The following is a 19,621-nucleotide window of genomic DNA, read 5'->3' as shown; positions in this document are numbered from 1 at the left end:
CCTTTGTTTGTTCTAGAATGTAATGTCCTCTGCAATCGGTGTTTCCATCATTTCCTTCACTTTTTTAGGATCCTGCGTCTTGGCTAATATCCACATCAACTTAGGAACGATGGCCTCTGTATTCATATTCCTGGAACGAATGATGATATTCTTGTTCACTTTTCGTCCCACTTCGTAAATATCCATATCTTCCCCTTCTTCTAAGCACTGGGTAGTAATGACTACGGATATTCCACATTGTACTAACTCATTCAATTTCTCTAAAATGTTTCTTCCTTGAAATGGAATACCACCGCTTCCATAACTTTCAATTACGATTCCCCGACATTGATTTTTCAGAAAATCAAAGAATTCAGGCTTAATACCGGGATGCAGCTTGACCAAAGCAACATCAGTACATAGGGAAGCATCCAACTTAGCTTCCTTATTCTTTGGTGAATGAACTGGCTTTAGATACTCAATTTTATCTTTGAATATGGTAGCAATATAAGGATAGTTAATACTTTCAAACGAATCATAGCTTTTCGTTCTCAATTTAATGGCCCTCGTACCCTGAATGACTCTGCCATCAAAAACAACATATACTCCTCCAATATCTTCACAAGCAAACCGGATCGCATCAGAGATATTCCTTTTGGCATCTGTCTTTTTAAAGGCAATCGGGACCTGAGAACCAGTAATAACGATTGGTTTCCCTAAATCTTGTAACATATATGAGAGCGCAGCAGAAGTGTAAGCCATTGTATCTGTTCCATGGGTAATCACAAAGCCATCGTAATCATGGTAGTGCTCATGGATGGATTGTGCCATTTCTGTCCAATCTTCCGGCTGCATATTTGTACTATCAATATTCATCAAAGGCTTACTATCAATCTGACATAGTAAATCCAATCCCGGTAGGTGGCCTAAAATTTCGTCAGCTTTCATTTCTGGAACAAGTCCATTTTTTCCTTCTAACGATGCAATTGTACCACCTGTAGTAAGCAACATCAACTTCTTCATTTTTGATTTTAACTTTTCCAATATACTACCCCCTAAAAAGCCTCCCTGTTACACTATCATTCTAATCATCTCAGAAAAGGATGTTTCCTGTAAATGTTCATGTTACGCGTACAACACATGTTATTATAGTCATGTTTCATAATGAAATCAAGCGAAAGTTATTCATTACGCGTACACTTTTTACAATATGATGTTATAATGGATTTATATAAAAGGAGAGTAATATTAATGATTTTAAATAGATTGACTACATTAAGGAAGGCCAAAAGATGGTCTTTGCAATATACCGCTGACAGACTCGGAATCGCCAAGAGTACCTATGCCGGTTATGAATCGGGCCACCGCCGCCCTTCATTAGAAACGATTAATTTATTGGCAGGCTTATATGATACATCAACTGATTACATTCTGGGTCGAGTAGATTATCCATCTAAGGATCTGGATAATGAGTCACCTCAAGTCATGGAATTAACGGATTTACCAGATATGGAGCTTGCTGTAGATGGAATTTCTCTTTCTGAAGAGGAAACGATTCAATTTATCGCTTTTATTAGAGCTAAACGGGAAGTGGAAATAAATCGCGATAAACAAAATGAAACATAGCAGACATTGAGTTTAAACTGGCATTTGGTTATACTGCCTGGCATGTTCATTATAACTGTAAAATACGGCGGCTTTCATCAATTAGGATAGGTCGGTTCTCCCATTTTGAAGTTGCACGTAATTATATCTGTGTTTAGAAATTTAAATTTTATTAATTATTATATAGAAGAAAGTCGGTTTTTCAAAAAATCATCCATCTTCATGTTTCTGTTGTCCTCTTTAAACTTATTCATTTTCCATCAAGGGAAGATTGATTTGAGTTTTATCTCTAATTTTCCCTCTTTATCTATTTGAAATGATAGAAAAAACATGGCAAAGATCATGGTTTCCCCCGGTGAATTAATCAAAAAAAAGAAGCAACATGAAGTAAGAGTTATGTCTTATTTCATGTGCTTCTATTATTGGAATCCTTAAAGAAATGGAAAATTGCTCAATATAATGTCTCAACGGATATGCTGCATTTCCATATATTAAGGCATCTCATCTTCTTTTTCCCGATTCTTGAAAGCTTCATGTGTGACAATATCTTCAATCTGTTCATACTGACGGCTGTGTTCCTTCTCTTCGCTAATTCTATTATTGGGTAAATTTCCTGGATGTCCTTTTTCTTTGTGATTAAAATTTTTACCACGACTCATAACTCATTCTCTCCTTTCCATTCATTGTTTGTATAGTTTTCCCAAGCACGAAAAAAATATGATTTAATTTCTGTTTTTACAGTTTTTGCAGCAGGGTTGATTCACCTGTAATTTTCAGCCGATCTTGCGCGACTTATTTCTGAAGTGCCAAAAAATTAATAATTCAAACCTTTTCAAAATTACTCGAATCTGAATAAAGAGCTCAAAAAGAACAGGAACCGTCAGATTATGACGATTCCTGTTCTTTTTGTTTATAGGTTTACCGACTACTTACAATATTTATAAAAACATTTTTAATAACAAAAAATGCTAGGAGAACGTTACCACGGAAGGTCGCCACTTTCTTGAAATGTCTGCAATATGATGAGGAGCGGTTCTGCAACATCCTCCAATTATACTTGCCCCCGCATGGTGCCAATCTTCAGATTTCACATCCAGCCTATTACATGATTCCGAACCATGCCATGTTTTAGTTTCTGGATTATATGATTCACCGGAATTGGGATAAACGATAATTGGTTTATGCGTGTTTGCACGCAACACCTGTATGGCTCCCGTGACAACTGATACAGGCGCACAGTTGATGCCAATTGCGGCAATTTGCTCACTGTCCCCAAACAATCTGGTACACTCCTCCAGCAATGTACCGTCACTTATCGCTTTTTCATTTTTCAAAGAAAAGGATAGCCAAGCATGGACTTCTGGATATTCTTTCAATAATGAATGTAATACTTTTGCTTCTTGCAAAGAAGGAATCGTTTCAAATGCTAAAATGTCAGCTCCTGCTTCAATCAAAGCTTTTATTCGTGGGCGATGAAATGCCGCTAAAGCTTCATCTGAAACACCATAGTTCCCAACATACTCTGAACCATCTGCTAGATAAGCTCCATAAGGCCCAACTGATCCAGCAACCAATGGCTTAGGTCTAATCGTTTGATATTCTTCCTTCCAAAATTCATCTCTTGCTTGTCTTGCAAGTAAAACCGTTTTCCTGATTAGATCCAATGCCTCTTTTTCTTGTATTCCGCGGAGGGCGAAACCTTCAACCGTTGCTTGATAGCTTGCCGTTATCGCACAGTCAGCACCAGCTCGAAAGTAGTCAGAGTGCACCTGGTAAATCACTTCTGGATTTTCAAGCAATACACGTGCAGACCACAGGGGATCGTCCAAATCACACCCATGACTTTCAAGCTCTGTAGCTAAAGCTCCGTCCAAAATCATGACTGAATGACCTCGTAAAATTGTTTCAATTGGGTTAATTTTATTCTTCATTGTCTATTCCTCTTTTCTTTATGGTTTGTGTCAGATAATAACTTCCATAGCAAAACAAAATAAACGGAATGCCACAATATAGTGCAATTCTTTGTGTAGGATCAAATGCAATTCCTATGCAAGAAGCAAGACATAGCATAAATGAAACGATTGGTACGAATGGATATAATGGTGTATGATAAGCCAAATCATTAACTGAGTTTCCTTCGTTTATATATCGTCTGCGAAATAGAAACTGTGACGCGCTAATACTCATCCAAACTATAACCACGGCTAGTCCAGAAATGGATACAAGCACTATATATACAGTATCCGGCGCAATAATACTCGAGAAAAGTGCTAAAACACCGCCCAGCATACTGAAAAGGACTGCATTCAAGGGAACACCCCGTTTTGTCAATTTTGCAAATATTGGTGAAATAGTTTTCTTATCTGCAAGTGACCAAAGCATCCTGGATGAGGCATATAGTCCTGAGTTTGCAGCAGACAAAATGGCAGTTAATATAACAAAGTTCATAATATCCGCTGCATATGGCACTCCAATTCGTTCTAGAACGGCAACAAAGGGGCTCTCTAATACGCTTGCATCCGAAACAGGCAATAATGCGGATAAAACAACGATGGTACCTACAAAAAAGATAATCAATCTCCATAATGTCATACGGATTGCCTTTGGAATCGTTTTTTCAGGATTCACAGTTTCTCCAGCTGCAACTCCGATCAATTCAGTTCCAGAAAATGCAAAATTCACAGCGAGCATCGTCATTAGAATGGCAAAAGCACCATTTGGAAATAAACCTGCACTTGTAACATTGGAAAATAACGGAGCTGATTGTGCGTTAATCATTGGAATGAAACCTACCATTGCCGCAGCTCCCAGAATAATGAATATCACAATAGCAAATACTTTAATAGACGCAAACCAGAATTCGGATTCAGCGAAAAACTTAACGGTCCACGCATTTAATGCCAAGACCAAAATGGCAAATAGAGCACTCCATATCCAGACACTGATTGATGGAAACCATCGCTGCATCAACAATCCTGCAGCCGTGAATTCCGAACCTAGTGCAACAGTCCAGGTTAGCCAATACAACCAGGCTACTGTATACCCTGTCCCTGGTCCGATGTATTTGGCTGCGTAACTATGAAACGCACCTGTCTCGGGCATATGCACTGACAGTTCACCTAGACATAGCATGACTAGATAAACCACTAATGCACCAATCAGATACGAAAGGATGGTTCCGAACGGGCCAGCCTGTTGAATCGTATAACCCGAACTTAAGAATAAACCAGTTCCAATCACCCCGCCAAGCGATAGCATTATGATATGCCGTGCTTGCATTTGCCTTTGAAAATCATGCTTCCTTTTGTTTTCCATTCTAACTCTCCTTAATCTTGCATCCAGAAAAAACGAAAACGCACTCTAAAAAAGAGTGCGTTACTGACAAATAAACACGTACGGTCTTATCTATCAAGGTTTCACCCCCTGGAATTAGCACAGTGTCTTTGTAGACCTGTTGCTGAGGTTTCATAGGGCCAGTCCCTCCACCTCTCTGGATAAGAAATTATTTTTTTATAACTTTATCAAGCTATGAAAAAATTGTCAAGTTTTGTTTCGGAATGTAATGACTTCCTTTTAAATGCTAACGATCATGGCTGGGGCATTAATATTAAATTGTTTTTGGAACAAGCGCTAAGCGTATTATAATGGCAAATAAAACTAACCGGGGTCATGTTGGTCTTTTTCCTTAAGGACGTTCTATTTCAAATAATTCCCCTAGTCTTGTATAAGTATGACCGGCTAATCTCGCTACAGGTTTTAGCCCATTCGGGTCAATACGGCCATTATGATATATATCTTGCTCTATATGATAGCAGACTATTTTCCCTATCAGTAAATCACAACCAGGTTCATTCTTGGAACCTGCCAATGGAATCGATTGCTCTAATGTACATTCAAAACGCACCTTCGCTTCTTCCAATCCTGGTACGGATACCCTATCACTAACTGCCAGATTGAAGTTAGTAAGACCCAATTCACTTTCTTCAGATGGGAGTTCCTTTGCCGTTCGATTTGCATCTGCAACATTATTTTCGTCAGTGATATGAACAACGAACTCACCTGTTTGAATTGCATTTCGGGCTGTATCCTTTGAAACTCCTTCTTTCCGTTGAACAGAAATGGAAATCATCGGAGGATTTGAACTGACTATGTTAAAAAAGCTGAACGGCGCTATATTGATTGTACCGGTTTCGGATTGTGTCGTAACCAGCGCTACAGGTCTCGGTATAATGCTTCCAGTCAAAAACTTATAATTATCCCGTTCAGTCAGACTTTCAGGATTAACAGAAATCATCTTCATTCCCTCTCATTCTTATAAAAAGTTCTTTTGAAACCATAAACCTGCTGCATCAACCTCTGAACGTGTCAACTGATGACCGTAATTTTCCCACTGAACTTCAACTGTAGCGCCAGCTTGCTGTAAAAGTTGATTAAGTTCATCAGTTTCTTCTGCCGGGCAAATCGGATCGTTTTTACCTGCAGCTATAAATACAGGTATATCTGAAAGGGACGGCAAAGCGATCCCTCGTCTTGGAACCATTGGATGATGAAGAATCGCTCCTTGTAATGCCCCCTCGTAATGGAACAGCAAACTTGCCGCTATATTTGCACCATTGGAATAACCTAATGCCACCACTCTGTCACGGTCGAAGTCATATTTTCCGGACGCTGATTCCAAGAAGTCATAAAGCTCCTTCGTCCGGAAGATCAAATCCTCTTCATCAAAAACCCCTTCAGCTAACCGTCGGAAATAACGGGGCATTCCATTTTCAAGTACATTTCCCCGTACGCTCAGTACGGATGAACCCGGTGAAACCATTTCGGATAATGGCAAGAGATCTGTTTCCGTTCCTCCAGTGCCATGTAACAGCAGTAGTAACGGAGCTTCTGGATTACTTCCTTTTTGAAAAATATGTTTCATCATTTATCCTCCTCTAGTACTCTCGGCACTGCCGGCAGTAACGTTTTTTCCATAACTTCCCGTTTTTCTTCCAACCATGGCGGCAGCATTAATTTACTGCCCATCGTTTCCTTCGTTTCATCATGAGCAAAGCCAGGTGGATCTGTGGCAACTTCAAAGAGTATGCCTCCATCTTCCCTGAAATAAATCGCATCGAAGTATTGTCGGTCTGTAAAGGGTGTCACACCATAGCCATGGTTACCGATATGCTCCCTCCATTCTTTATGATCTTCATTATCGCTTGCACGCCATGCAATGTGATGGACAGTTCCCACTCCGATTTTACCGTTTGGTAAAACCGTTTTTTTAACATCGATTAAATTCCCGATATCAGATGTGGATTTGAAGCGGATGAAATCGCCCTCTTCCCCAATCTTCTGCAGGCCCATCACTTCCTCTAATAGCTCCATCGTTTTGATCGGTTTTGACGTCAATAATACAGCTCCGCCGAATCCCTTGACCGCCTTATCAGCTGGTACACCGCCGAATGACCACTCGCTATTTTTACCTTCTTTACGCTCAACCAGTTCAAGTTGCAAACCATGTGGGTCTTGGAATTCAAGATATTCCTCACCGAAACGTGAAACCTTTTCAAAGTCTATATTAAATTTACCCAAACGCTTTTCCCAGAAGCCCATTGAACCCTCCGGAACGGCATATGTTGTAATCCCCACTTGTCCGGAGCCAATTGTCCCTCGGTATGCCTCAGGCCAAGGAAAGAAAGTGATGATTGTGCCCGGTGAACCGGATTCATCTCCGAAATATAAATGATAGGTGCCTGGATCATCAAAATTAACGGTTTTCTTCACCATACGCATTCCCATTACTCCAGCATAAAAATCCACATTCTCTTGAGGATTGCCTACAATTGCGGTTATATGATGTATCCCTGCATTTTGCTTTTGCATGCCGATTACTTCCTTTCCCGTTGTTTAATTAGTTGATTTTGTATTAAGTGGTTTTAAATTCGATTCAATATCCTTTCTTTTCGATTCCAAAAAAGGTGGCAGGGCAAGGTTCTCACCTAGATGCTGCTCAGCTTCATCCACTTCAAAACCAGGTCCATCAGTAGCTAGTTCAAATAATATGCCATTCGGCTCCCTAAAATAGAGTGAACGGAAATAAAAGCGGTCCACATATCCCGAGTTCACGAATTTCGATTCACTAATTTTTTCTACCCATTTTCTCAATTCTTCTTCATCATCCACCCGGAAGGCAACATGGTGTACTCCACCCCTCCCCAGCCTTTCCCGAGGTATGTCATTCCTTTCTTCAATATGGAGTTCCGCTCCTGTTCCTCCTTCACCTGTCTCGTAAACGACTATGGGATTTTGCCCCCTGATTGCGGATGGGTATGTGCCTGATTTCCTGAACCCCAATACCTCGATAAGAACACTTTCTGTTTGTTCAATATTGGGTACTGTAAGTTTTACTGGTCCTAATCCAAGGATGGAAAACTCTTGCGGTACTGGGCTTCCATCCCACGGAAATCCTCCTTGAACGCCGTTATTATCCTGATCGGAAACCAGAAGAAGCCTCTGCCCTTCAGGATCTTTAAAAGAAAGTACCTTTCTTTCAAAACGGCTCGATATTTCATCGTGTTCAACATTGAATTCCACAAACCGTTTTTTCCAATATTCTAGCGCTTCATCATCCTTCACCCTTAAAGAAATTTCTGAAATGCTATTGTTTCCCTCATGAGTGCGGGCAGCATTTGGAATTTCAAAAAACGTCAATTCCGTACCCGGTGAACCAATTTGATCTCCATAAAATAAGTGATACACACGAACATCATCTTGATTCACCGTTTTTTTGATTAATCGCATCCCTAAGACTTTTGTGTAGAATTCAAAGTTATTTCCCGCTTTTGCTGTAATCGCCGAAACATGATGTAATCCTTTTAATTCCATCTGTACCACTCCTATCTTTATAAATCTCCCCTTACGGAGATGAATTAATCCACTAATAATATCTCGAATTCAAGGTATTTAACCTAACATAATACTTTTAATGCAAATATCTTGATTTAAAGATAAACGACAGGGATAAAATTGTCAACCATTTTCATTCAAATAATTTCAACCGGATTCACTTATCATAAAATAAAAAAATCAGGCCAAAATAAATCGGTATAAGAATGGAGGTGTGATATATGGTTAAAGATTTTTTTAGCGCAATTGAAGATAGACGCTCTTATTATTCCCTTAGCAAGGAACATGTTGTTCCTGATAAAAGGATTAAAGAAGTTATCGATCATGCCGTTCAATACTCCCCTTCCGCTTTCAACTCCCAAAGTGCCAGAGTGATTGTTTTAACTGGTCAAAGCCATGACCAATTATGGGATATCACGAAAGAAACATTAAGAATAGCAGCCGATGGCAAAGGTTTAAAAAAAACGGAAGAAAAAATGAGGTCATTTATAAATGGTTATGGAACGGTTTTATTCTTTGAAGACCAGGCCATAATAAATAGGCTCCAAGAACAATACAAAACGTATGCCGAAAATTTTCCGATTTGGTCGAACCAATCTTCTGCCATTTTACAATTTGTCGTATGGACTTCCTTGGAAATTGAGGGGTTTGGTGCAAGCCTTCAGCATTATAATCCTTTAATCGATGACGAAGTGAGAAAGACATGGGATATATCACAAGATTGGAAACTCATCGCACAGATGCCCTTTGGAAAACCCACTGCAGAACCTGGCGATAAAGACTTCTCACCACTTGAAGAAAGAGTGAAATATTATCAATGATATAATAGGGGCTGGCTCTACATAACGAGCCAGCCCTTTTATTTTATTTCGCTTTAGTAATCCGGAAATGTTGCAAAAAATTTTGAAAATATCAATGACGCAAAGCCTATATACTCAACAACCGGCATGATTTTGATATCCTCACTGAGGTTCAACACGTATATTTCACATCCCCCTCTTATTGAATGGGTGAAGAACGCCCTGGCAGCCATTCCTTCAAATAATATGGGAGTACACCGGAATATTGTTTAGCAGCATGTCCACTTTTCAATAGGCTATATGTCTTATCCTTACATGTTAAATGCTCCATTACCGGATAAATCATTTCCTGTGGGACCAGTCGATCATACTTACTTGCTATGACCAAAACACTAGCATCAATTTTCGATAGCTTCGCTTTTTTTCCCCTTACCTTAAAGCTACCATTAACCAAGCTATTTTTTATCAATAAATCCTTGGTTATTTGTTTTGCAGCTGCTCCGGATAATGGTACATGCCCATTAGCCCAAGCATTGAAGCGGCGCCAGTTTTGAACGTATTTCTCATCATCCGCTTGATTCAATAAAGATAAATAAGGTGATATATAGACGGGCGATGTAATTAACCGGATTCCATATTTAACTGCACTGGCCGGTATCGTTTGATAAATATCTATTGTCTCGTCAAAATCCGCTGTCCCTTCTTTAAGCGCCTCCTGCCATTGATCAAAAAATTCCGAGGCACTGAAATCCACCGGGGTCACGGAAAGTATCAAATTCTTGATCGGCTCGTCTGCAATGGCAGCATATATTGCGGCTATTGTACCGCCGAGGCAAAACCCCATGACTGTAATTTCCGATGCTCCAGAGTGGCGTAATGCACGCTGTACTCCTTTTTGAATATAATCGACGATATAATCTTCGATCGATATGTCACCATCTTCAAATCCCGGGCTTCCAAAATCAAGCAAATACACATCAAAACCTTCATTTACAAAAGATTCTATTAAACTATTCCCTGGTGATAAATCAAGGATCAAAGGAGAATTGATTAGTGAATATATAAGAAAAACCGGTACCTCATATTTTTTTTGTGCTGAGGGATAAAACCAAAGCGTTGATTTGTTTTTTTTCCATACCGCTATTTTCGGAGTCAGTCCCATTTCAGGCATTGGCTGATTGGGAATATCCAATAAATGTTGCCATTTAGTTTTGGAATCAGATTGATTTTTCGGCACTTTCCGCTTAGCCATTTGAATTCTCCTGTCCAACTGAATTGAACTCAGGCAACTGTGAGCTTAACAATAAGGAGTTATTTATAAAATCAGATATCCTTTTTTTACTCCCTTCCATTTCATTGGATGCCAATCTTGATTTCTTTTTGATGCTGCGGGATGAATTGGCATTGCCTTTATTGCGAATTGAAGAATTACCCCCGACATTCCCGCCCCTATTCTCAACAAGTATAGAGACCAATTCTTCCAACCCATCAATTTTTTCTTCGAGTTGGATGACTAATTTCGCTAAACTCGCCACATCTTTTTTTGTTGGATAATTCATGATGATGGACATTCTTTCTGATGCTTCCTGCAGACTATTTATTCTTGGCACCTGCATTTGCGCATTATCGCTCACTCTTTCGATTAACTCGCGATTATTCAGCAGATTTTGAATTTTACTATTCAGCTGTTGCTCTTTTTGTGTGCCTAGTAATTTAAGCCCTTTATAAAAATTGGATTTTTCCGCCATATATTTCTTCCTTCCTTTCTCCTCCGTTTACACTAATGCCGATATTCCACCGTCAATGATCAAAATATGACCCACCATATAGTCAGAAGCCTGTGAGGCTAAAAATACGGCGGCACCCTTTAAATCATCTTCATCGCCAAACCTGCCAGCCGGAGTTTTACCTAATATGTCATAGTTAGACTTTTCCAGAATTTTCTTTGTGATTTTAGTCGGGAAAAATCCAGGTGCAATTGCATTGACTTGGATACCGTATCTAGCAAGTTTAACTCCTAAATCCTTGGTCATTGTAATGATGGCACCCTTACTGGTGTTATAAGCTATCGTATCCAAAAGCTCTGGAAACGTCCCGCCAAGTCCTGTCACCGATGCAATATTTATGATTTTTCCGGAATTTTGCTGCTTCATGACCTTCGCTACAGCCTGTGAAAACAGGAATGTACCTGTAACGTTAACATTCAATACTTTTTCCCACTTGTCCTTGGGAAGATCCAAAAGCGGACCTGACCAAGATGTACCGCTATTATTGACAAGAATATCAATCGTGCCGAATTGAGCAACCGTTTCCTGAACGACATGGTCAATGGCACTCACATCGGTGATATCACATTCAAAGGCAACGGCATTAACACCCATCGATTGCAAGTCTTCACATACCTCCTTACAAACAGGTAAATTTCGTGAAGCAATGACTATATTTGCGCCAGCCTCTCCCAACGCCATGGCGATCTGTTTGCCCAGTCCTCTGCCGCCGCCGGTAATGATAGCCGTTTTATTAGTCAAATCGAACATATTACTCAATGTAGTCAACTTTTCAGCCCTTCCTTAATGAAGTATTATTTATATAAAACCGTCTATATCATTATAGAAAAGCCTATCCAATATTGTGCTTAAAATAGCCTAATGCCTCTGCCTTTTGTTTTATCAACATGTATCTTATATTTAATAAGTATGCTTCTGTCAGCTAGCAGAAATTGAGCCTACTGGAAACGTAATTCGGCAGGTCGGTAATTTATTTGATCGATTCATACATTAGCTTCGCACAGCGGTGGATTATCGACCGGTTCGGCATTTCTTCATCTTTCTGTCGGATTAAAAACTCAGCCGATTGCTGGATTATTTGACTGATTGAGCAAAATCGGATACTTAACCTGTTTTGTCGTTTACACTATAGAATAGTAAGGAGGTTAAAAAAATGACGATACATCACTTTCATTTAACTGCGGAGTGGCCTGGCGGCAGAAATGATAGCGGCACGATTCATTCAGGGAATCTTCAAACACAGATAAGCATTCCTACGGAAATGGAAGGACCAGGGATTGGAACTAATCCCGATGAAATGCTGCTTGGAGCGGCATCGACCTGCTATATCATTACCTATGCTGCCATGTTAGAGCGGGCCCATATAGAAAAGGTGAGCTTGACCATGCAATCGGAAGCGTTAGTGGATGTTACGAATGGTGTATTCACCTATAAGAAAATCATTCATCGCCCCGCACTTATATTGGTGCCGGGTACTTCTGAAAAAGTGTTTGAAAAAGCGGGGAGACTTGCTGAAAAAGCCGAGACTTCATGTATGATTTCCAGGGCGATCAAAGGGAATGTAGCAGTGGAGTTGGTTGCGGAAATTTCCATAGCACAGTAACCTTGAATAAACAGAAAAAGTGCCTAATCCTATATCGGTTTAGGCACTTTTTGAATTATTGAATGGTATTCACTTTATTTTCAACCTCGCGGCACACTTCATCAGCCGTTAAACCATTTGCCTCAATGATAGACGCTTTTAATGAAGTATCGCTTATACCCATCACATTACTTTCCAAACCTGTTACCACACAACAATCCACGTTTTTTGCGTCAGCTTCTTGTTTAATTTCAACAACATCAAAACCTTTTTCACGAAGTGCTTCCTGAATATTCGTTAATGATTCTTCAACACCGATTCTTGACATCAACACACACCTCCTCTACCTTCTAACCTGTCCTTATCCCCCTCAATATATGTATAGGATGCAAAGGAAATAGGAAAAGTAATATCGAGGTGATAAACATGAATGGGAAAAACAAGAAAGATGCTTCACAAACTCGTTTAGGTTCTTCTCAGGTAGAGGGGCAAGGTACCACTACAAAAGAAACCGGATCCTTCACTCAACCCTCTTCATTTAAAAAGCAAAAGCGTACCTGATAAAAGTGAATCCTAAATCAACCATGAAATTCCGACCATGACACGAAAAAAACGCTTGGTTTATCCGCCAAGCGTTTTCCGCTGCATGATTCTTTTTTGCTTACCTTAAAGGACTTCTCTTACATATTTTGCTTTCTGATTTCCTCTTGAATCTTTAGATCATTCAATTGATCTCCATCAATTGTTTTTGAATCCATTTTTCCTTTACCGGCACCATCTGGGTTTAAATCACTTGCCCTTAAATTATTATTGCGAGATGCTTGCTCGTTCCATTTGGTCATCATGATCTCCTCCTCAGTCCTTTATCCTTCCCAAACCTAAGAATATTCATGAATACACCCCATCATTTATTGCAAAGATAAAAATGGAGGTGGTTATATTGGAACCAAACAAACCCGGCAATAAGAATGTACCGGATTTTAAAGAGTTGAACGATCGTATCATCAGAGAAGCATCAGAGAGTCCCCGTTTAGTGATTAAAACCAATTTGGATGCAAAGAATGTAAATGATGAGAACCCTTATTCAGATCGCATTAACAGTGAAGGATTTTCTGATTTTTTCGAGGAATAAAACAAAACATGCTTGGCAGCCTCAACCAAATGGTTCGCAGGCACCAGTTGATCTATAATAATCAGTTCAAGTTGCACGCTGAATTGTTCAAATTGCACAAAACCCTAATAAAAACCGGCTTAATAAGCCGGTTAATCTTAAAAATATTTTTTCTTCCAAAAAATGAATGCAGTCGTCCCCGCCAAAGTGATGGCAATTAATAATGTAAAAATGAAAGCAAACCGATTATGTTCAAATGGCAGTTCCACATTCATTCCGTAAAAACTTGCCACCATCGTCGGGAGCGTTAATATAATGGTCACTGATGTTAGAAACTTCATGGCATTATTGACATTATTGGAAATGATCGAAGCGAATGCATCCATCATACCGCTAAGAATGGATAGATACACTTCTGCCATTTCGATAGCCTGAGCATTTTCGATGATTACATCCTCAAGCAATTCTTTATCTTCTTCATACATTTTCAAATAATTAAAACGGAGGATCTTATCAAGGACTACACGATTGGATTTCAATGATGTCGTAAAATAAACCAGGCTTTTTTCCAAAGCAAGGAAAGTATATAATTCTTTATTTTTCATTGACTGATGTAATTCACGTTCGGCTTCATTAGTCATCTTGTTAATCTGCTTCAGGTAACGTAAATAATAGGATGAAATCTCGAATAATATTTGTAAAGCAAACCTCGTTTTCTTATTGGTGAAAAAACCTTTGATCTTATTGTTTTTGAAATTCGCCAATATCGGTGTTTCTTTCAGAGATACCGTAATGAAACAGTCTTTGGTAAAGATCATGCCTATGGGAATCGTTTCAAAAATCGGTAAGTCGGCTTCATCCCTGGTCAAATATGGGAAGTCGACAATAATTAAAACATTATCATCCTCTTTTTCGATACGAGGCCTTTCCTCATCATCCAGTGGATCCTTCATGAAATTGATCGGTAACTTCAAAGTCGAGCATATATAATCTATTTCAGCTTCTGTGGGCGCGACAATGTTCACCCAGGAACCTTTTGTCATTTCCTCGATATTGTTCAAGTGACGGTTATCATCCGTCTTGTAGATTTCAATCATTTTTTGACCTCCTCTTCTATAGAGAAAGCCTTATTTACCTTCTTCGAGCAGATACTCAGGGAGAATAACAGTCTCGACTTCTAGCATCATATTGGCTTCCTCTTGCTTTCTGGGTTCAGGATCATAAGAACTGCTGCTCACTCGTATCCACTTCCTTTCGATTCTTTTATCTTAATCCTTATTCATTTAAAGCACAATAAAGAATTTAATACCTTGAACCCTTGTCTAGAATTCGTAATTATCTGACTTTTATCGATTGATAAATAAAATACCACTATAAAAACGCTTGGGTAGCCCCAAGCGACAGTTAGTAGATGGTTACAATTTTCAGAAGTTGATTTCCACTCCAGGCACTTGCTTTCCGCGGGCGATCCGGGAGCCTCCTTGGCGCAGCCTGCGGGGTCTCCCTTTGACGCGCTTTTCCCGCAGGAGTCTCGTTCCTTACGTTCCAATCAACTTTGTTTTAAAATCATGGGTCGGAATGGTCTCATCCTGAACCATGATTTTAAAGAATACCTGGTTATCCTTCATGTTTTTTTACTTTTTATATGGAGGAAACCCTCATTCAGATTGAAGAAATTTGCGACACTCCTGCCGAATTACTGGGTAGCCGAGACACCACATGCGCTTGCTTTGATGCGGCTTGGCAGACAGTCGGCGGAAAAGGAGCGGATTTCTGAAATCAAAACAACCTTTTAATTAAAAAACTGCAGACAAACTGAACAAGTTTGTCTGCAGTCTGACGCTTGGGTACTCCCAAGCGATTCTGATTACTTTATCCATGCTTTGCATTATTATAATAGTGAACACCGTACATGGCGCCTTCATCCACCATTTTATTGTCATCATGATCATATGGATCAGGGTGACCTGCCTTTTCAATTACAGGATCCAGCTCTGAAGCCGTCCTTTTCCAAAAGCCTACCGTTTTTGCTTTTGCATTGGACCACATATCCTTCACTTTTCCTCTGTTCGTTTTATTCGATAAAAATGAGACTCCGGCAACTCCGACTCCTAGTAATACCACGTTTCTTCCTAATGCCATCATTACCTTCCCCCTTATTTTTTTGGCTTGCTATATATATACCCGCCGCCAGTTCATGTAAACCTTTATTTATATGGAGGAATTTGATAAAAGAAATTAGGTTTCATTATTTCATTGTTATATGGCTGATGAAAAACATGAGTTGTGGCTGGTGACACCGGTGGAATTAACCAGGTCCAATCCCCCGTTACTTTTCGGTCATAAGAGGCTTCTTTTTCTTCGAATTTCTTGAATTGCTTAGCTGCTGTATGGTGATCAACAATGCTGACTCCGTGTTTTTTATACGAATGAAGGACTGCTTCATTCAGTTCGATAAGGGCTCGATCTTTCCATAAACTCGAATCACGTTTAACATCCAGGCCCATCCTCTCACCGATTGCCGGCAGCATATTGTAGCGTTCTTCATCAGCAAGATTCCTCGCACCGATTTCCGTTCCCATGTACCACCCATTAAATGGTGCAGCTGAATAAGTAATACCGCCAATTTCCAGCCTCATGCCAGATATGATTGGAACTGCATACCATTTTAGTTGAAGATCTTCGAACCATGTCAGTTCAGGGTGGGTGATTTGAACCTCTTTAACGAGGCTTTCAGGTATATCATGAAAACTAGGGGTTTTTCCGTCCACTTGGACTACAAGGGGTAAAATATCGAAAGGTCCGAATTTCCCTTCCCACCCTAATGCCATACATCGCTTGGTGAATTCGATTGAACTTGAATCGCCGATTACACCATGTTCCGTCTCATATCCTGCATAACGAATAAGCTGATGATTCCAAATATCCACTTTTCGATCATGATCTTTCTGTTTGAAAATTGTAATCACAGGTCTGATATTCCCATTATTCGTAGCATATTCGATATGTTCGAAGAGGGCCGATACCATTTGTTCTTCGCTTTGAATCATCCTTTTATCAATCACCCTTAGTGATTCCCAAAAAAAGCGCCCAATGCAACGATTGCTATTCCGCCAAGCTAATTTAGCACCATAAACCAATTCTTCATATGTATGTTCATATCTGCCTGTTTCATTTATTTCCTTTTTAATTTGTTCGATCCTGCCATTTATGTCCTCTTCCGTTTTCAATAATTCCGGATAACTTGTCCTGATAAAGGATACGGCCTCTTGCAGTAACTCACTCATCTTTCCCACGGATCCTTCCATTTGCAAAACTTTGACTTCCATATTAAAATAACATATTTTTCATGGTATCTCTAAACAACACATTTTTTAAAAGCGCACTTTTTTTTAAATGTGGCAAATCCGAGGCGGAAACCTTTTCATAATACTTAAAGTAAGCTCGTGAATTTCTTATACCATAACATCTCTAGTAACTAAATAATTTTCGGTAAAGTTGTTACATATGAGGTAAATGCATTATAATATATTAATAATGAGGTGATATGATGAATAATACGACACTTTGTCCACGATTTGAAAAAGGAATGCAAATCTTGAGTAAACGCTGGACTGGATTGATTGTCAATCAATTACTTAATGGCCCTCAACGGTTTTGTAATATTGAATCTGCATTCCCGATAAGCGGCAGGATTCTTTCTGAACGTTTAAAGGACTTGGAAATTGAAGGTATTGTTAAAAGGGACGTATATCCAGAGACACCGGTCAGGATTGAATATTCTTTAACTGAAAAAGGCAAGGCCCTTGCACCGGTTATGAACGAAATTCAAAATTGGGCACAAGAATGGCTCGAACCAATACAGAATCAATGATATAGGCTAAAGATAAGGGAGGAAGATCTGCCAGAAGCGGACTTCCTCCTTTTTTTTGTTTAAGCTCTAGCGACTAGTGGTATATTTTTTACAGATAGAATAACACTAGGTTTATTCCAAATTTATGGGCGGTGAATTCATGAAACAAGCAGATTGCATTATTATTGGTGGAGGTATAGCCGGGATTCAGGCAGCCATCCAGCTAGGAAGATATAAACATGATATTATCGTCATTGATTCTGCTCAAGGCCGCTCTTCCATTGCCAAGGCATACCATAACATTCTTGGGTGGCCAGACGGTGTAAGCGGGAAACAATTAAGGACGCTTGGCAGGCAGCACGCTGAAAAATTCGGTGTCGAATTCACGGATGATACAGTGACATCTCTAGAAAAAAAGCAGGACAAGTTTTTTATCAAAACTAAAAATGACAGGGAATATCAAGCAAAAATGATTTTTCTGGGTACTGGCATTACCGATAACATTCCTCCAATCAAAAACATCTATTCAACTCTTGGGACATCCACATATATATGCCCTGACTGTGATGGGTATGAGATCATGGATAAGAAAACCGTTGTTCTTGGTGGCGGAAATACGGGTGCAGGCATGGCGCTTACTCTATTATATTGGTCAAAAGATATCATTTACGTAAACCATTTGAAATCTAAAATTGATGATGAGTATAGAGATAAGTTAACGGCAAATCACATTCCCGTTATTGAAGAGGAAGTTTGTGAGGTTCATGTCGATGCCAATCAGGAGTTAACGGGCATAGAATTAGTATCTGGTAAACTTATCAGAGCTGAAAAGGCATTCACGGCGTTTAAAGGGAACAAACTTAATAATGACCTAGCCTTACAATTAGGTGTGCAAGTCAATGAAAACAATCATGTCGTGGTTCATCCCCGGACTAAAGAAACGAATATTAAAGGAGTCTGGGCAGGCGGCGACCTCGTTGCCCATTCCGAACAAGTCACCATTTCCATGGGAGATGGCACCCAGTCAGCGATATGGATTCATAAGAGGCTGTTAGGCCATCCACTTCCTTATGATTGACAGTTTACTGAATTAAAAGGCGGCCTGTTCACCAGGCCGCCTTTTACATTGGTATTTAAAAGCTTTTCCAGGTCAGTCATTCAATACACATCTACATTCGATTCCTTCCCTTAAAAACCTTAACCAAAATGAGAATGACCGCGATGATAAGCAAGATATGTATAAAGCCTGCAGCCACTTTAAAGACTAAACCAAGAACCCATAATAATATTATTACACCAATAATCGTCCAAAACATGATAATCCCCCTTTCTTCCCTTTTAAAGGACTTTTTATTAATAAGAAGTTTCAACAAAATTTCAACTTACATTTAAAATACCCAGATCTTTCTCTAACAAACCTTCCCCTTATTTTTTACATAAAACTGTAAATGCTGTAAATGATAATAAAGAAATAAGGAATCTTCCATATTGATAATCATTCACCATTAGGAAGAGACTTTCAGGTTTTTAAAGGTTCTACAGTTCTTCAATTAGGCAGAAAATATCATTAAAAAGAAGGAGTCGTTCATCCATGAAAAAGTTTTTTGTCATCTGTTTAACAGCTTGTTCCCTATTCTTAGTCAACCTTAATCATCCGGCTGCACAGGAAAATAAAGCAAAGAATGAAAGTGTACAATTCACTGATGCTCAAAAATCGGAAATCGCTAAGATCCAAAAACAAATACTCGCTGACAAAAAGATATTAATCGAAAAATATGTTGAGTATGGTGCGCTTTCGAAAGAAGAAGCCGATAAAATGGTTTCACATTTTGAAAAACATTATAAAATGATGGAAGAACATAATTTCCAAATACCGCCGCACCGTCCGCATACACGACATATGCATAAGTGATTATAAGTTTTTTGCCTATATAGCCAGATAATCCGTCCTGATAAAAAGGGCGGATTATTTTCATTTCTTTCGTCCTTGATAAATAAACATGACGCGTTTAC

26 protein-coding genes and 1 riboswitch are annotated in these 19,621 nt (G+C 39.3%); of the genes, 9 read left to right on the top strand and 17 right to left on the bottom strand.

The features are described 5' to 3' along the window. Window positions 1–12: 12 nt before the first annotated feature. Window positions 13–1,002, bottom strand: a complete 990-nt coding sequence (locus AC1DIV_RS21725; RefSeq protein ID WP_063594993.1) for an asparaginase — start codon at window positions 1,000–1,002, stop codon at window positions 13–15. 228 nt (window positions 1,003–1,230) lie between these two features. Between AC1DIV_RS21725 and AC1DIV_RS21720 the strand changes: the two genes are divergently transcribed. Beyond that, window positions 1,231–1,605, top strand: coding sequence for a helix-turn-helix domain-containing protein (locus AC1DIV_RS21720; RefSeq protein WP_072273068.1), 375 nt, complete (start codon window positions 1,231–1,233; stop codon window positions 1,603–1,605). 470 nt (window positions 1,606–2,075) lie between these two features. Here the strand turns inward: AC1DIV_RS21720 and AC1DIV_RS21715 are convergent, their stop codons facing one another. The 7 genes from AC1DIV_RS21715 to AC1DIV_RS21685 form a co-directional block, all read right to left on the bottom strand. Further along, window positions 2,076–2,243: a hypothetical protein gene (locus AC1DIV_RS21715; RefSeq protein ID WP_162878727.1), complete on the bottom strand. Its 168-nt coding sequence runs from the start codon at window positions 2,241–2,243 to the stop codon at window positions 2,076–2,078. 309 nt (window positions 2,244–2,552) lie between these two features. Further along, entirely contained in the window at window positions 2,553–3,515 is a 963-nt protein-coding gene (gene mmuM, locus AC1DIV_RS21710) for a homocysteine S-methyltransferase (RefSeq protein WP_340876601.1), read from the bottom strand. Continuing rightward, entirely contained in the window at window positions 3,505–4,899 is a 1,395-nt protein-coding gene (mmuP, locus tag AC1DIV_RS21705; RefSeq protein ID WP_340876602.1) for an S-methylmethionine permease, read from the bottom strand. Before mmuP ends, mmuM begins: the two co-directional genes overlap by 11 nt. An 83-nt stretch (window positions 4,900–4,982) precedes the next feature. Then, window positions 4,983–5,085, bottom strand: a riboswitch (SAM riboswitch). A 184-nt stretch (window positions 5,086–5,269) separates the two neighbouring features. Further along, window positions 5,270–5,878, bottom strand: a complete 609-nt coding sequence (locus AC1DIV_RS21700; protein ID WP_340876603.1) for a flavin reductase family protein — start codon at window positions 5,876–5,878, stop codon at window positions 5,270–5,272. A gap of 18 nt (window positions 5,879–5,896) precedes the next feature. Next, a complete protein-coding gene (locus AC1DIV_RS21695) occupies window positions 5,897–6,505 on the bottom strand; it encodes an alpha/beta hydrolase (RefSeq protein WP_048679844.1) in 609 nt (202 codons plus the stop codon). Further along, the gene (locus AC1DIV_RS21690) at window positions 6,505–7,452 is read right to left on the bottom strand and encodes a ring-cleaving dioxygenase (protein ID WP_340876604.1); all 948 of its coding nucleotides are present in this window, start codon (window positions 7,450–7,452) and stop codon (window positions 6,505–6,507) included. Before AC1DIV_RS21690 ends, AC1DIV_RS21695 begins: the two co-directional genes overlap by 1 nt. A 24-nt stretch (window positions 7,453–7,476) precedes the next feature. Then, window positions 7,477–8,454: a ring-cleaving dioxygenase gene (locus AC1DIV_RS21685; protein ID WP_063593758.1), complete on the bottom strand. Its 978-nt coding sequence runs from the start codon at window positions 8,452–8,454 to the stop codon at window positions 7,477–7,479. Window positions 8,455–8,696: 242 nt separating this feature from the next. Between AC1DIV_RS21685 and AC1DIV_RS21680 the strand changes: the two genes are divergently transcribed. Then, a complete protein-coding gene (locus AC1DIV_RS21680) occupies window positions 8,697–9,296 on the top strand; it encodes a nitroreductase family protein (protein WP_340876605.1) in 600 nt (199 codons plus the stop codon). Window positions 9,297–9,474: 178 nt separating this feature from the next. Here AC1DIV_RS21680 and AC1DIV_RS21675 read toward each other — a convergent pair whose 3' ends face one another. The 3 genes from AC1DIV_RS21675 to AC1DIV_RS21665 are packed head-to-tail and all read right to left on the bottom strand — an operon-like array spanning window position 9,475 to window position 11,812. Then, window positions 9,475–10,527 carry an alpha/beta fold hydrolase gene (locus AC1DIV_RS21675; RefSeq protein WP_340876606.1) on the bottom strand — a complete coding sequence of 351 codons (1,053 nt, stop codon included), beginning with the start codon at window positions 10,525–10,527 and terminating at the stop codon, window positions 9,475–9,477. Further along, entirely contained in the window at window positions 10,520–11,023 is a 504-nt protein-coding gene (locus AC1DIV_RS21670; RefSeq protein WP_063593760.1) for a hypothetical protein, read from the bottom strand. Before AC1DIV_RS21670 ends, AC1DIV_RS21675 begins: the two co-directional genes overlap by 8 nt. 27 nt (window positions 11,024–11,050) lie before the next feature. Continuing rightward, window positions 11,051–11,812, bottom strand: a complete 762-nt coding sequence (locus AC1DIV_RS21665; protein WP_048679861.1) for an SDR family oxidoreductase — start codon at window positions 11,810–11,812, stop codon at window positions 11,051–11,053. A gap of 403 nt (window positions 11,813–12,215) precedes the next feature. Here AC1DIV_RS21665 and AC1DIV_RS21660 point away from each other — a divergent pair, with 403 nt between their 5' ends. After that, complete coding sequence (locus tag AC1DIV_RS21660; protein WP_340876607.1) at window positions 12,216–12,665, top strand: OsmC family protein; 450 nt, start codon at window positions 12,216–12,218, stop codon at window positions 12,663–12,665. Window positions 12,666–12,720: 55 nt separating this feature from the next. Here AC1DIV_RS21660 and AC1DIV_RS21655 read toward each other — a convergent pair whose 3' ends face one another. Beyond that, window positions 12,721–12,972 carry a YkuS family protein gene (locus AC1DIV_RS21655; protein ID WP_034307261.1) on the bottom strand — a complete coding sequence of 84 codons (252 nt, stop codon included), beginning with the start codon at window positions 12,970–12,972 and terminating at the stop codon, window positions 12,721–12,723. Between the two features lie 98 nt (window positions 12,973–13,070). On the opposite strand from AC1DIV_RS21655, the gene AC1DIV_RS21650 reads away from it, so the two are divergent. Continuing rightward, the gene (locus tag AC1DIV_RS21650) at window positions 13,071–13,205 is read left to right on the top strand and encodes a YuzL family protein (protein ID WP_323597273.1); all 135 of its coding nucleotides are present in this window, start codon (window positions 13,071–13,073) and stop codon (window positions 13,203–13,205) included. A 119-nt stretch (window positions 13,206–13,324) separates the two neighbouring features. Here AC1DIV_RS21650 and AC1DIV_RS21645 read toward each other — a convergent pair whose 3' ends face one another. Further along, window positions 13,325–13,489, bottom strand: a complete 165-nt coding sequence (locus AC1DIV_RS21645) for a hypothetical protein (protein ID WP_161784844.1) — start codon at window positions 13,487–13,489, stop codon at window positions 13,325–13,327. Between the two features lie 95 nt (window positions 13,490–13,584). On the opposite strand from AC1DIV_RS21645, the gene AC1DIV_RS21640 reads away from it, so the two are divergent. Then, entirely contained in the window at window positions 13,585–13,776 is a 192-nt protein-coding gene (locus AC1DIV_RS21640; RefSeq protein WP_063590933.1) for a hypothetical protein, read from the top strand. Window positions 13,777–13,913: 137 nt separating this feature from the next. On the opposite strand, the gene AC1DIV_RS21635 is transcribed toward AC1DIV_RS21640, so the two are convergent. Next, window positions 13,914–14,852 carry a magnesium transporter CorA family protein gene (locus AC1DIV_RS21635; protein ID WP_034307265.1) on the bottom strand — a complete coding sequence of 313 codons (939 nt, stop codon included), beginning with the start codon at window positions 14,850–14,852 and terminating at the stop codon, window positions 13,914–13,916. A 384-nt stretch (window positions 14,853–15,236) separates the two neighbouring features. On the opposite strand from AC1DIV_RS21635, the gene AC1DIV_RS21630 reads away from it, so the two are divergent. Continuing rightward, the gene (locus tag AC1DIV_RS21630) at window positions 15,237–15,551 is read left to right on the top strand and encodes a hypothetical protein (protein ID WP_477577410.1); all 315 of its coding nucleotides are present in this window, start codon (window positions 15,237–15,239) and stop codon (window positions 15,549–15,551) included. A gap of 76 nt (window positions 15,552–15,627) precedes the next feature. Here AC1DIV_RS21630 and AC1DIV_RS21625 read toward each other — a convergent pair whose 3' ends face one another. Together AC1DIV_RS21625 and AC1DIV_RS21620 are read right to left on the bottom strand one after the other, a co-directional pair. Beyond that, window positions 15,628–15,900 (bottom strand): hypothetical protein, encoded by a 273-nt coding sequence (locus tag AC1DIV_RS21625; RefSeq protein ID WP_340876608.1) that lies wholly within the window; start codon window positions 15,898–15,900, stop codon window positions 15,628–15,630. A gap of 62 nt (window positions 15,901–15,962) precedes the next feature. Then, a complete protein-coding gene (locus AC1DIV_RS21620; protein WP_048678034.1) occupies window positions 15,963–17,042 on the bottom strand; it encodes a nitric oxide synthase oxygenase in 1,080 nt (359 codons plus the stop codon). A gap of 263 nt (window positions 17,043–17,305) precedes the next feature. On the opposite strand from AC1DIV_RS21620, the gene AC1DIV_RS21615 reads away from it, so the two are divergent. Together AC1DIV_RS21615 and AC1DIV_RS21610 are read left to right on the top strand one after the other, a co-directional pair. Then, window positions 17,306–17,629 (top strand): winged helix-turn-helix transcriptional regulator, encoded by a 324-nt coding sequence (locus tag AC1DIV_RS21615; protein ID WP_048678030.1) that lies wholly within the window; start codon window positions 17,306–17,308, stop codon window positions 17,627–17,629. A 139-nt stretch (window positions 17,630–17,768) separates the two neighbouring features. Next, the gene (locus tag AC1DIV_RS21610) at window positions 17,769–18,686 is read left to right on the top strand and encodes an NAD(P)/FAD-dependent oxidoreductase (RefSeq protein WP_340876609.1); all 918 of its coding nucleotides are present in this window, start codon (window positions 17,769–17,771) and stop codon (window positions 18,684–18,686) included. A gap of 91 nt (window positions 18,687–18,777) precedes the next feature. Here AC1DIV_RS21610 and AC1DIV_RS21605 read toward each other — a convergent pair whose 3' ends face one another. Continuing rightward, window positions 18,778–18,924 (bottom strand): lmo0937 family membrane protein, encoded by a 147-nt coding sequence (locus tag AC1DIV_RS21605; protein ID WP_105718814.1) that lies wholly within the window; start codon window positions 18,922–18,924, stop codon window positions 18,778–18,780. A gap of 275 nt (window positions 18,925–19,199) precedes the next feature. On the opposite strand from AC1DIV_RS21605, the gene AC1DIV_RS21600 reads away from it, so the two are divergent. Beyond that, window positions 19,200–19,520 carry a YckD family protein gene (locus AC1DIV_RS21600; RefSeq protein WP_340876610.1) on the top strand — a complete coding sequence of 107 codons (321 nt, stop codon included), beginning with the start codon at window positions 19,200–19,202 and terminating at the stop codon, window positions 19,518–19,520. Window positions 19,521–19,621 lie beyond the last annotated feature (101 nt).

It is taken from the genome of Peribacillus sp. 05N428 (genome assembly GCF_056397085.1).
This window is presented reverse-complemented; position numbering and strand designations above follow the sequence as displayed.

Bases quoted from the DNA above. Each gene is read 5' to 3' on its own strand.
- AC1DIV_RS21725 (WP_063594993.1), bottom strand. From the start codon at position 1,002: ATGAAGAAGTTGATGTTGCTTACTACAGGTGGTACAATTGCATCGTTA.
- AC1DIV_RS21720 (WP_072273068.1), top strand. From the start codon at position 1,231: ATGATTTTAAATAGATTGACTACATTAAGGAAGGCCAAAAGATGGTCT.
- AC1DIV_RS21715 (WP_162878727.1), bottom strand. From the start codon at position 2,243: ATGAGTCGTGGTAAAAATTTTAATCACAAAGAAAAAGGACATCCAGGA.
- mmuM (WP_340876601.1), bottom strand. From the start codon at position 3,515: ATGAAGAATAAAATTAACCCAATTGAAACAATTTTACGAGGTCATTCA.
- mmuP (WP_340876602.1), bottom strand. From the start codon at position 4,899: ATGGAAAACAAAAGGAAGCATGATTTTCAAAGGCAAATGCAAGCACGG.
- AC1DIV_RS21700 (WP_340876603.1), bottom strand. From the start codon at position 5,878: ATGATTTCTGTTAATCCTGAAAGTCTGACTGAACGGGATAATTATAAG.
- AC1DIV_RS21695 (WP_048679844.1), bottom strand. From the start codon at position 6,505: ATGAAACATATTTTTCAAAAAGGAAGTAATCCAGAAGCTCCGTTACTA.
- AC1DIV_RS21690 (WP_340876604.1), bottom strand. From the start codon at position 7,452: ATGCAAAAGCAAAATGCAGGGATACATCATATAACCGCAATTGTAGGC.
- AC1DIV_RS21685 (WP_063593758.1), bottom strand. From the start codon at position 8,454: ATGGAATTAAAAGGATTACATCATGTTTCGGCGATTACAGCAAAAGCG.
- AC1DIV_RS21680 (WP_340876605.1), top strand. From the start codon at position 8,697: ATGGTTAAAGATTTTTTTAGCGCAATTGAAGATAGACGCTCTTATTAT.
- AC1DIV_RS21675 (WP_340876606.1), bottom strand. From the start codon at position 10,527: ATGGCTAAGCGGAAAGTGCCGAAAAATCAATCTGATTCCAAAACTAAA.
- AC1DIV_RS21670 (WP_063593760.1), bottom strand. From the start codon at position 11,023: ATGGCGGAAAAATCCAATTTTTATAAAGGGCTTAAATTACTAGGCACA.
- AC1DIV_RS21665 (WP_048679861.1), bottom strand. From the start codon at position 11,812: ATGTTCGATTTGACTAATAAAACGGCTATCATTACCGGCGGCGGCAGA.
- AC1DIV_RS21660 (WP_340876607.1), top strand. From the start codon at position 12,216: ATGACGATACATCACTTTCATTTAACTGCGGAGTGGCCTGGCGGCAGA.
- AC1DIV_RS21655 (WP_034307261.1), bottom strand. From the start codon at position 12,972: ATGTCAAGAATCGGTGTTGAAGAATCATTAACGAATATTCAGGAAGCA.
- AC1DIV_RS21650 (WP_323597273.1), top strand. From the start codon at position 13,071: ATGAATGGGAAAAACAAGAAAGATGCTTCACAAACTCGTTTAGGTTCT.
- AC1DIV_RS21645 (WP_161784844.1), bottom strand. From the start codon at position 13,489: ATGATGACCAAATGGAACGAGCAAGCATCTCGCAATAATAATTTAAGG.
- AC1DIV_RS21635 (WP_034307265.1), bottom strand. From the start codon at position 14,852: ATGATTGAAATCTACAAGACGGATGATAACCGTCACTTGAACAATATC.
- AC1DIV_RS21625 (WP_340876608.1), bottom strand. From the start codon at position 15,900: ATGATGGCATTAGGAAGAAACGTGGTATTACTAGGAGTCGGAGTTGCC.
- AC1DIV_RS21620 (WP_048678034.1), bottom strand. From the start codon at position 17,042: ATGAGTGAGTTACTGCAAGAGGCCGTATCCTTTATCAGGACAAGTTAT.
- AC1DIV_RS21615 (WP_048678030.1), top strand. From the start codon at position 17,306: ATGAATAATACGACACTTTGTCCACGATTTGAAAAAGGAATGCAAATC.
- AC1DIV_RS21610 (WP_340876609.1), top strand. From the start codon at position 17,769: ATGAAACAAGCAGATTGCATTATTATTGGTGGAGGTATAGCCGGGATT.
- AC1DIV_RS21605 (WP_105718814.1), bottom strand. From the start codon at position 18,924: ATGTTTTGGACGATTATTGGTGTAATAATATTATTATGGGTTCTTGGT.
- AC1DIV_RS21600 (WP_340876610.1), top strand. From the start codon at position 19,200: ATGAAAAAGTTTTTTGTCATCTGTTTAACAGCTTGTTCCCTATTCTTA.